At 37.9% G+C, this 11208-nt stretch carries 9 protein-coding genes; 2 read left to right on the top strand and 7 right to left on the bottom strand.

From position 1 onward, the window contains the following. Positions 1–83 precede the first annotated feature (83 nt). Positions 84–1097, bottom strand: a complete 1014-nt coding sequence (lipA, locus tag AC1M9N_RS03260) for a lipoyl synthase (protein WP_035265671.1) — start codon at positions 1095–1097, stop codon at positions 84–86. Between the two features lie 210 nt (positions 1098–1307). Between lipA and sthA the strand changes: the two genes are divergently transcribed. Next, the gene (gene sthA, locus AC1M9N_RS03255; RefSeq protein WP_035265673.1) at positions 1308–2723 is read left to right on the top strand and encodes a Si-specific NAD(P)(+) transhydrogenase; all 1416 of its coding nucleotides are present in this window, start codon (positions 1308–1310) and stop codon (positions 2721–2723) included. Positions 2724–2797: 74 nt separating this feature from the next. Here the strand turns inward: sthA and chrA are convergent, their stop codons facing one another. Further along, positions 2798–4003 (bottom strand): chromate efflux transporter, encoded by a 1206-nt coding sequence (gene chrA, locus AC1M9N_RS03250; RefSeq protein ID WP_481954256.1) that lies wholly within the window; start codon positions 4001–4003, stop codon positions 2798–2800. 124 nt (positions 4004–4127) lie between these two features. Further along, positions 4128–4991 carry a pirin family protein gene (locus AC1M9N_RS03245; RefSeq protein WP_481607065.1) on the bottom strand — a complete coding sequence of 288 codons (864 nt, stop codon included), beginning with the start codon at positions 4989–4991 and terminating at the stop codon, positions 4128–4130. 99 nt (positions 4992–5090) lie between these two features. Between AC1M9N_RS03245 and AC1M9N_RS03240 the strand changes: the two genes are divergently transcribed. Next, the gene (locus AC1M9N_RS03240) at positions 5091–6017 is read left to right on the top strand and encodes a LysR substrate-binding domain-containing protein (RefSeq protein WP_481588482.1); all 927 of its coding nucleotides are present in this window, start codon (positions 5091–5093) and stop codon (positions 6015–6017) included. 128 nt (positions 6018–6145) lie between these two features. Here AC1M9N_RS03240 and AC1M9N_RS03235 read toward each other — a convergent pair whose 3' ends face one another. From AC1M9N_RS03235 to AC1M9N_RS03220, 4 genes are all read right to left on the bottom strand, one after another. Further along, complete coding sequence (locus AC1M9N_RS03235; RefSeq protein ID WP_481588481.1) at positions 6146–7360, bottom strand: MFS transporter; 1215 nt, start codon at positions 7358–7360, stop codon at positions 6146–6148. 140 nt (positions 7361–7500) lie between these two features. Next, positions 7501–8601: an OmpW/AlkL family protein gene (locus AC1M9N_RS03230; protein ID WP_481951779.1), complete on the bottom strand. Its 1101-nt coding sequence runs from the start codon at positions 8599–8601 to the stop codon at positions 7501–7503. 160 nt (positions 8602–8761) lie between these two features. Continuing rightward, positions 8762–9832: an OmpW/AlkL family protein gene (locus AC1M9N_RS03225; protein WP_035265681.1), complete on the bottom strand. Its 1071-nt coding sequence runs from the start codon at positions 9830–9832 to the stop codon at positions 8762–8764. A 233-nt stretch (positions 9833–10065) separates the two neighbouring features. Continuing rightward, a complete protein-coding gene (locus AC1M9N_RS03220) occupies positions 10066–11154 on the bottom strand; it encodes an OmpW/AlkL family protein (protein ID WP_081403241.1) in 1089 nt (362 codons plus the stop codon). Positions 11155–11208 lie beyond the last annotated feature (54 nt).

Raw genomic sequence — 11208 nt, 5'->3', positions numbered from 1 at the left:
AAGAAATGTGTCAATAAGTAATTGAGAATTATAAAAACCACAAACAAAAAAGCCCTCATACGAGGGCTTTAAAGTAAGAAGAATTATGCTTCGATTGTTTGAACAGTAATTTTCTTTGCAGGATCAGCTTTACGACGAACTGCTGGTACTGGTTCGCCATAGTATTGACGATCAGCAAAATAACTTGAACGTACCATTGGTGCAGCCCAAATATTTTTAAAGCCTAATTTTTGCCCATGTGCTGTATAGCGTTCGAACTCTTCAGGTGTGACGAAGCGATCAATTGGTGCATGTTCTTTCGATGGTTGTAAATATTGACCAATTGTTACGTAGTCAACATCGTGTGCTTTGAGGTCATCAAGAAGTGCGAGAACTTCTTCTTCAGTTTCGCCAATACCTACCATCAAGCCACATTTAGTTGGAATATCTGGGCAGTATTCTTTAAACATTTTAAGAAGATTTAAGGAATGTTGATAGTCTGAACCTGGACGCATTGCTTTGTATAAACGTGGTACGGTTTCAATGTTGTGGTTAAACACATCTGGAGGACATTCCGTCATGATGCGTAATGCAACATCCATACGACCACGGAAATCAGGTACTAAAATTTCCAATAATGTATTAGGACTTAAAGCACGCGCTTCTTTAATACAATCAACAAAGTGTTGCGCTCCACCATCGAGTAGATCATCACGGTCTACAGATGTTATGACAGCGTATTTCAAACCTAAGTTTGCAATTGTCTCAGCCATGTGGCGTGGTTCATCTGGGTCTAATGCATTCGGACGACCATGTGCCACATCACAAAATGGGCAACGACGTGTACAAATGTCACCCATAATCATGAAAGTTGCTGTACCACCACCAAAACATTCAGGAAGATTTGGACATGCAGCTTCTTCACACACTGTATGTAATTTTTGTTCACGTAAAGTTGATTTAATGCGTTGAACCTCTTCTGGTGCAGCCATTTTGACGCGAATCCAGTCTGGTTTACGAGGTGCTTCAACCGTAGGAATCACTTTTACAGGAATACGTGCAACTTTCTCAGCGCCACGAAGTTTTTCACCCTGTACTGGTTTACGGTTTTCTGACATATTCAACGATTCCACTAATGTGTGACGGGAGGAAATATTAAAAATAGGTCTCTTATTATAGCGAATTTATGCATAAATTGGGCAAAAACGATATTCATAAAATAAATGTGGCTATCAAGCAATATATGGTATTGAAATACAGCAAATGTGTGCATTTTCAGTCATAATATAAGTTAGATAAATGAAGAGATAATTGTATAGGAGCATTGAATGCCGCGTAAGAAAGAGGTCGTGAGTGGAACCTTTGTCAAATATGATGCAGTCGTTTTAGGTTCAGGCCCTGCTGGTGAAGGTGCGGCAATGAAACTTGCCAAATCAGGCAAGCGCGTTGCAGTAGTTGATATGCGTGAACAACTTGGTGGTAACTGTACGCATGTAGGAACCATTCCAAGTAAAGCTTTACGTCAAACGGTTTCTAGCATTATCCGTTATCAACGTGATCCAATGTTCCAAAAAGTGGGTGATTGGAAACAATTCACCATGAAGCAAGTGCTTCGTAATGCGCATAAAGTGATCCAACAGCAAGTGGATACACACTCGCGTTTTTACGACCGTAACCGCATTGATATTTTCCACGGTCGTGCTTATATCCAAGACCAAAATACGGTTGTGATTTTCACGCCTGAAGGTGTGAAAGAAACGATTATTTTTAAACAGTTGGTGATTGCGACAGGTAGTCGTCCATATCGTCCTTCAATTTTAGATTTCAATCACCCACGTGTGTTTGATTCTGACAAAATCTTAGATCTAGATTTTTCAATTCAAAAAATCATTATTTATGGCGCTGGTGTCATTGGCTGTGAATATGCATCTATCTTTATTGGCTTAGATCACAAAGTTGATTTGATTAATACTCAGCATAAATTACTGAGCTATTTAGATGACGAAATTGCTGATGCATTGTCATATCACTTACGTGAACAAGGTGTATTAATTCGCCACAATGAGCAGATTGATCACTTAGAAACATTTGATGATCATGTGGTGTTGCATCTTGAAAGTGGCAAGAAAATTAAAGCTGATGCAATTCTATGGTGTAATGGTCGATCTGGTAATACAGATGGTCTTGGCTTGGAAAATGTTGGCATCAAACCAAACAGCCGCGGACAACTATCAGTGAACGAGCAGTATCAAACTGAGGTTGAAAATATTTATGCTGCGGGTGACGTAATTGGTTGGCCGTCTCTAGCTTCAGCTGCATATGACCAAGGTCGCTGTGCTGGCGCGATTATGAGTGGTGAACAAGGTATCCAACCCGTAGTTGATATTCCTACTGGTATTTATACCATTCCAGAGATTTCATCAATTGGTAAAACTGAGCAGGAATTAACTGAAGAAAAAATTCCTTATGAAGTTGGTCAGGCGTCTTTCCGTCACCTTGCTCGTGCACAAATCACGGGTGATACAGTGGGTGAGTTAAAGATTTTGTTCCATCGCGAAACCTTAGAAATTTTAGGTGTGCATTGCTTCGGTAATAATGCTTCTGAAATTATTCATATTGGTCAAGCCGTGATGAATAGTCCGAACAATACCATCAAGTATTTTGTTGAGACAACGTTTAACTACCCAACGATGGCTGAAGCTTATCGCGTAGCAACGTTAAACGGGATGAATCGCTTGTTCTAAGGCGACTTGATGACAAAAAAAACTCGCAAGTCCAGGCTTGCGAGTTTTTTTATTTTTGCATTTAAGTTTGATCTTTAAATTACAAAATACAATAAAGCTCCATAGCTAACAAAGCTCGCTAATAAAGAGATGATGACAGGGATTTTTGATCTCAGTAAAAGAATGACAATGCCGATAAAAATAAAATCATAAATTGAGAGTAGATGTTTTTCAGCCATTTGAGCAATTAAACAGAGTAATAACCCGATGACCGCTGCATTAATTGCAGCTACGGCTGCTGCAATCTTTTTGTTTTTGACCCATTTTGACCAATAAGGGAGCGTGCCGAAAATAAGCAGAAATGAGGGCAGGAAAATTATACTGGTTGCAATCGCAGCGTTAAGTAAAGGCGATGCGGTAAATCCTAAATATGTGCCAACGTATCCTGCAAAACTAAATAAAGGGCCTGGAATAAGTTGAGCAAATGCATAGCCTAAGTCAAATTGTTCCGCAGTGATGTGTTGAGTAAGCACAAAATCTTCATACATGAGTGGCAGGATGATATGACCGCCTCCAAAAACCATTGAAGCAGTTTGATAAAAGCTTTCTATATTTCTAAGCAAGCTTGATGAATAGATAAATTGCAACGCAGGAAAAATAATAAATAAAGCTACAAACAGGATGAGCCAGAGATAATGATATTTTGGAGATGTCTGAGTGGTTTTGATGTGCGGTGATGGCTGAGATTTTCCTTTTTTTGTAAAAGCTAAGCCAATGAATCCAGCCACTAAAATTAAGAAAATTTGACTATAGCTCCACTGTGTAAAATAAATAAAAAAAGCAGAACTCAGCATCAGGACATACTGCCAAATTTCAGTACAGAAGCTTTTGAACATTTGTAAAAAAGCCCAAATGACGACGGCTATTACAATCAAATGGATGACGTGAAAGAGTTCGAGAGGTATATCGGAAAAAAAATATTGACCAAAAATAGCAAATGAAGTCATTAGAATGAAGGCAGGTAATGTAAATCCTAACCAAGCAATAAAGCCCCCCCAATATCCTTTGGATAAATATCCTATCGATAACCCCACTTGACTACTGGTCGGACCTGGCAACAATTGCGCTAATGCGACCAATTGTCCATATTCATGAGAGCTTAACCATTTGAGTTGATCAACAAAAGTGCGATGAAATAACACTAAATGCGCTGCAGGACCGCCAAATGAAATACATCCTAATTTAAGAAAAATAAAAAATAGTGCTGATAAGCTAACTTTAGGAAAATTATCTGATTTCATTTATTAATCGTACGATGTTTTTGAACTAAGTCTAATAGGCGATTATGACAAGTATTTGAAATGAATGAAGGAGTGATGAGGGGTAAGCCTTATCTTGAAAATGATAAGGCTTGTGGATGTTAAATTAAGCAAAATTTCCATTTCTGAAATCATCAAATGCTTGCACGATTTCTTCCTGAGTATTCATGACGAAAGGACCGTGGGCAACAATGGGTTCATTCAATGGTTCACCACTTAAGCAAAGAATTTTCGCCGTACGATGAGCAAATATTTCGACCTGTGTTGATTTTGGGTCAAGATAAAGCGTTTGCATGGCTGTATAGATCTGACCATCAATCTCAACTTCTCCATCAAGGATGAAAATCAGATGATTCCAGTTTGGCATAAGATTTAATGGAAGGCGTGCTCCATGATTAAGTCTAATGTCATAAACATTCATGTTGCTAAATGTTTGAGCTGGTCCTTGATAAACAGTTGAGCCGATTTGATATTGACCAGCAATAACACGAATCTTGGTTTGCTCATCGTGAGATAAAACTTCAGGAATATTTTGCTCAGTCAATTCCTGATATCTCGGCTCAGTCATCTTGGCATGCTCTGGTAGATTTACCCAAAGTTGAACCATATCCAAAACTCCGCCAGTTTTTGCAAAAGCTTCCGAATGGTGTTCTTCATGCAGAATACCTTTACCTGCGGTCATCCATTGCACTTCGTTTGGACCAATTTTTCCATGATTGCCTTTTGAGTCACGATGCTCTAATTCGCCGTCATAGACAATCGTCACCGTTTCAAAACCACGGTGGGGGTGTAAACCAACACCGCGTTGGTGGTGACTTGGAGAAAATCGATATTGACCTGTATAACCCATTACCAAGAATGGGCTGGTATGATTTCCTATTTCATGCATGGGTAACATGGAGTTTGTTGGAAAACCATCACCCACCCATGTGCTTCGATCGCTGGTATAGACTTTCTGAACTTGTGTCATTTGTATTCCTCTATATATCGTTCTAATCATGATATTGAGGTATATTGATGAGATTACAGGGCGATTCTCTCAACAGATAATTCCAAAAATGAAACAATTATGCAAAATTTAAATGATTACTACTATTTTGTGCAAGTCGTTAAATATCAAGGTTTTACTAAGGCAAGTGAAGCTTTAGGTATTACAAAATCTAAGTTGTCTCGTCATATTTCAGATTTGGAAAACCGTTTACACGTAAGATTATTGCAACGAAATACACGAAAGTTTGCCGTAACCGCAGTTGGTCAAGAATTTTTTGAATATTGTATTAAGATTTTGGATCAGGTGGAGGCGGCAGAAAATTTTGTAGAGCAAAGTTTGTCGAGCGAGCCTTCAGGTTTAATTCGAATCTCGTGTCCAATTGGTTTGGTTGAGTTTCCGTTGGGTAATATGATTGCTAAATTCATGCAACATTACCCACGTGTTCAAGTTCATCTGGTCGCAACAAATCGTAAAATTGATCTCATAGAAGAGGGGATTGATTTGGCTGTGAGGGTGAGAAATTTACCACTTGAAGATAGCGACTTGATTGTACGAGAGCTTGATGCTTGGCAACATGTGTTAGTGGCAACGCCTGAATTAATTCAACAGATTCATGAGCCTATCCATTTGGATAACCTTGCACAACTTCCGAGTATAGGTTTTCATGTCCCGAAATCGATTTGGAGATTTCAATCTAAAGTTGACACAGTTAATCAGTTTCAAGAAATAGAATTCTTTCCAAGACTCAAAACTGATAATTTTGCCGCCATGAAATCTGCAGTGTTGAACAGTGTTGGAATAGCATCATTACCTAGAGTGTTTGTATATGAAGAGCTTAATCAAGGCACTCTTGTAGAATTAGTCCCTGAATGGGAGTTGCCACGTGGCGTTATTCATGTTGCCTATACATCACGACAAGGCATGATGCCTGCCGTGAGATGTTTATTAGATTATTTAATTGAGGAGTTTAAAAAACTGAGCTGTCAAAACCATGAAATTATATAAATTAATGTGCGCAAAAAGCTTGGTTAAAATATGTAAATAAATCAGGAGTGTTCATCCACAAAGCAATTGATAGACTAAGCAGAAGGATGACTCCGATGAATATGCTGATGTTGAGCAAATTGAAGCGATTAGTCATTGACGACATTCTCCTCATTAACAAATAAATGAATGAATACACCGAAGATACTGAGCGCAATACACATCATCCAAATAATATTGTAATTGCCTGTCATATCATGATTTAAGCCACCCAACCATCCTCCAAAAAATGAACCGACTTGGTGAGTAAAAAATACAATTCCACTTAGCATGGTGAGATACTTAACTCCAAACATATTCGCAACAATACCATTGGTAAGGGGAACGGTTGATAACCATAACAACCCCATAATGATGGCAAAACTATAAATCGTAAAGATCGAGAGTGGCAATGCGAGGAATAAAATGATGGCAATGCCACGTAGTCCATATAACCACATGAGCAATTTAGGTTTGGAATATTTATCACCCAGCCAACCAGCTGTGTAAGTTCCAACAATATTAAATAGCCCAACCAAGGCTAAAAACATAGTACCAGTGGTGGTGCTGAAACCATGGTCAGTTAAATAACCCGGCAAATGAATGCCCAAAAATACGACCTGAAATCCACAAACTAAAAATCCTAATGCTAACCAGATAAAAGGTTTGTGGTTTTTAGCAACAATGAGTATTTGTTTAAAACTTAAAGAAGGTTTAGCAATCGCATCAACTGCTTGAGGCGCTTGATACATTGGAGCTTTTAGCATCCAAGCCAAGGGTACAATTAATGCAATTAAAATCGCTGTGATGAGTAGCGCCGATGACCAACCAAAATTTTGTAAGAGTAAAAGTGTGGTTGGCAACATAATAAATTGCCCAAAAGAGCCTGCTGCGCTGGCAATACCCATAGCCATACTACGTCGACTTGGGTGCGCTGCACGTCCGACAGCAGAGAGCAAAACAGAAAATGAAGTAGCTGATAAAGCCAAACCAATGATTAGACCTAGACTAAGATTGATGAGAAGCCCTGTTGAGCTAAATGCCATCATCACAAGTCCAATCGCATATAAAGCGCCGCCTACGGCAACGACTTTTTTACTCCCATATTTATCTGCTAGCGCTCCCGTAAAGGGTTGAACAGCACCCCATAATAAATTTTGAAAGGCAATTGCTAAACTGAAAACTTGATGATTCCAATTAAACTCATGACTCATTGGAACTAAATACAAGCCAAACCCATGTCTGACACCTAAGGAGAGTGCCAAAATAAAAGCACTCCCAATGAGCATAAAGATGAGGGGTTTTGAAAATTTGGTTTCTGACATGGTCAATCCGCTTAGCATTTTTTGTAATTTTAAAAGATCAGTAGCATCATGACGACAGAATAAAAATTTATCAATCAATAAAATTTAGTTATTAGAATGAATAAAGCGGCACTTGGCCGCTTTATGAAGACTGATGGAAATTAGAATCGATAACCAATACCGGCATATCCCAGAATCGGATTAATTTCGATATCTGATTTTGCATTGATTAATTCACCAAGTTCAGTATCGTTTACTGTAATTGTTGTTTCACCTTTAAGATGCGCATAGGAAATTGACCCGACTGCAAACCAACGATCATTGAAATCATAAGTAAAACCGGCAGTAGCTACAGGGGCGAAAGCATCTTTAGCTTCGAGTTTAACTTTAGGATTCGCAGTACTTTCAATTCCATCAAGTGCTTTCCCAGCTTCACCTAATTTGATGTTCGCAATTTTATGACCTGCAGCGACTAGATCAGCTTCAAGGTTGGAGTTCATTTCCAATTCATTGAAGTATGCATACATCAAACCAAGCCCTACATAAGGTCTAAATTTATTTACGCCTGTTTTACCAAAATGGTATTGGAATTCGAATGCTGGCGTCCATGCACGAGCTTCTGCGACTTTACCGTGGGCTGATAAATCAGTGATTGGTAGATTTTTTTCTAAGTACATTTCTCCAAGTTCAATACCACCAGGGATTGACTCAATAAGATCTAATTCTGGTTTTGCTGTAGCTTTAAAAGGTGCATAAATTTGACCTTTACCTTGGATATCGACTTTAGGTGGAATACCAGCTTTGATTTCAAATGAAATATTATCGGTGAAAAAATAGTTGGTCATGATACCGAGTGTTGTGACATCATCAGCTTCTAAACCAGTACCTTCAGCTTTCCACTGTGACAAATTATAGATATCAGCAGTACCGCTTAGCTGGCTAGGTAATTGATTAAGTCCTGAGTTGTCAAGAAATTTAACTAAATCAGCTAAACCTGTATTTTCTTCAGTTAAATTATCAATAACTGAATTCATAGAGATATCACCTACGCGAGTGTTTTCACCCTCGGCTACAGCAGTGTTAATACTAATCGGTTGAGCTTTACCCTGAGGCATTACATGTAATGCACCCACTGATACAGAAAAACGTTTAAAGCCATCTCCATCTTTCAAACTAAAATAAGGTGAATCTGCATAACTGAAGACTGGAAAACTTAACGCACTGATAGATGCAACTAAGTAAGCTAGTTTTTTTTTCATTATGGAACTCCATGTCCAAAACTGTAAATAAAGAGTGATTATTTTTGTATTTTTATTATCAAATTTATTTTTAGACACATTGTAGTAATAATTTGCCAATTATGTTTGGTTTTTGTTTGATTACAAAAAAAAGAGGCAATTGCCTCTTTTCTTACTCTATGCGTTAGAAACGCATGCCAACCCCAGCATAGCCTAATATCGGGTTAATCTCGATATCAGCTTTTGAGTTGATTAACTCTTGTCCAGTATTTTCATTGACGACTGTGATCTTCGTTTCATTCTGCAAGTGAGCGTAACTAATAGATGCTACTGCATACCATGTATCATTAAAGTCGTAGGTGAATCCAACTGTAGCTATAGGTGCAAAAACATCAGTTGCTTCTAAATTAACTTTCATTTTTCCATTGGTATCTTTCTTATCGAGTGCTGCACCAGCATTTTGATTAATAATATTTTGGATCATATGCCCAGCGGCGACTAAATCTTTTTCAATACCTGGATCCATTTTTAGCTCATTAAAATAAGCGTACATTAATCCAACGCCAACGTAAGGGCGGAATTTATTAATCCCGGTCTCACCAAAACGATATTGTAATTCAAAAGCAGGGGTCCATGCTCTAGCTTCAGCAGCTTTTGAAGATTGTTCTAGATTAGTAATATGAATATTATTTTTGAGGTCTAAGTTCCCCGCAATTCCACCTAACGGTGCTGCAGTAGCTGAGAAGGGGGCTTTAATATTTCCAATACCTTTGATATCCACTTTAGGTGGAATTCCACCTTTTATTTCCACAGACAAATTATCTGTAAAGTGATAACTACTCATGATGCCAACTGTTGTAACTTTATCAGCCTCCAAGCCCGTATTCGGATTATCCCATTCAGCTAATCCATTAATATAGGATTTTCCACTAATAGCCCCTGAGACATTGCCTTGAAAAGCAGAAATTAATTTAACAATACCTTCTACTAAATAATTTGGTTTACGATCTGGGTCAAGGTTATCGATTACCGTGGAAGCATTAATATCCCCAACTTTTGATTCATAATTGTCATTTATGACTGTTTTTACATTAAAAGGTTGGGCCTTACCTTGCGGCATTACATGTAATGCACCCACTGAAATTGAAAAACGCTTAAACCCCTCATCAGAAAGGCTGAAATATCCTGACTCCGCATAACTCAGAGTAGATAAGAATGAACTTGCGAATAATGTAGGAACTAAAAACTTCTTCATTGTTTGAAGGACTCCATGTCCAATTTTTAGTTCATTTTATATTCATTAAATCATCTAAATGCAAAGCAGTTTGTTCACTTGAAATCAAATTTATTATCCTAATTTACAATTGTTAAATTATTGAAAAATATGATATAAGTTGGATTTTAAAGTGTGTGTTAATTGTCTTATTTTTTCTTTATTTGTGATAGGTTGGGCATATTGGGGTATGGCTTCAATATGCCTCAAGTGTTTTAGAAGCGATAGCCTACACCAGCATAACCAATGATAGGATTTACTTCTAAATCAACTTCCGATGAAAATAATGTTCCGAGTTTATCATCGTTGACTTCAATTGTGGTTTTACCTGTTAGATGTGCATAACTAATAGATGCAACTGCAAACCAGTTCTGATTGAAGTCGTAAGTAAACCCAAGCGTGGCTATTGGCGCAAAACTCAATTCGGACTCAAGTTTAACCTTGGGATTTGCTGTACTTTTTTTACCTTTAATTAATGCATCGCCACCGCGTCCATTTTTCATATTGGCAATCATGTGACCTGAATCAATTAGGTCTTTTTCAAGACTTGGATTCAATTCTAATTCATTGAAGTATGCGACCATAAGTCCAAGCCCAACATAGGGTCTAAATTTATTGATCCCAGTCTGTCCAAAATGGTACTGCAATTCCCACATTGGGGTCCATGCACGAGCTGTCGCAATAGAATTTCCATGACTTTCAAGATCTGTAATTGGCAGATCATTCTTAAGATAGATTGTTGGTAAAGGTATACCTAAAAGTGTTGAATTAGCTTCGGCTGTAAATGGTGCTGTAATCTTACCTTTACCTTGAATATCTACTTTTGGGGGGAATCCAGCTTTACTCTCGAATGAGATCTTATCGTTGAAATGGTAATTGATCATGATGCCAAGTGTTGTGACATCATCTGCAGTCATTCCAGAACCATCCATACTCCAACTTTCAATGCCGCTTACAGTTGAAGTTCCACTTTGACTGGCTGGATAAGTATCACTAAAAGCATCAACGATCTTCAAAAGCGCTTGCATACTTTGATTTTCTTTTTCTTTATCAGGATCTAAGTTCTCAAAAACTGTAGAAAGTGTAATATCACCATTTTTTGCAACTTCACCATTTTTTACTGCTGTACGAATTTTAGGTGCCTTGGCTTTACCTTGAGGCATAACATGTAATGGTCCGACTGAAATTGAATATCGTTTAAACCCTTCAGTTTCATCCAGATTAAAAAATGATGATTCTGCATAAATAGTTGTAGATGCAAAAACAATAGGTACGACCATGCACCAGAATGCTTTTTTCGTCATTTTGGACTCCCTGTCCGATTTTGTTGCTAGTTGTTGTTTTACATTCTTTAAGCG

Source organism: Acinetobacter sp. ANC_7655 (genome assembly GCF_056784015.1).
The sequence above is the reverse complement of the archived record's forward strand: the minus strand, read 5'-3'. Positions and strand labels throughout refer to the sequence as shown.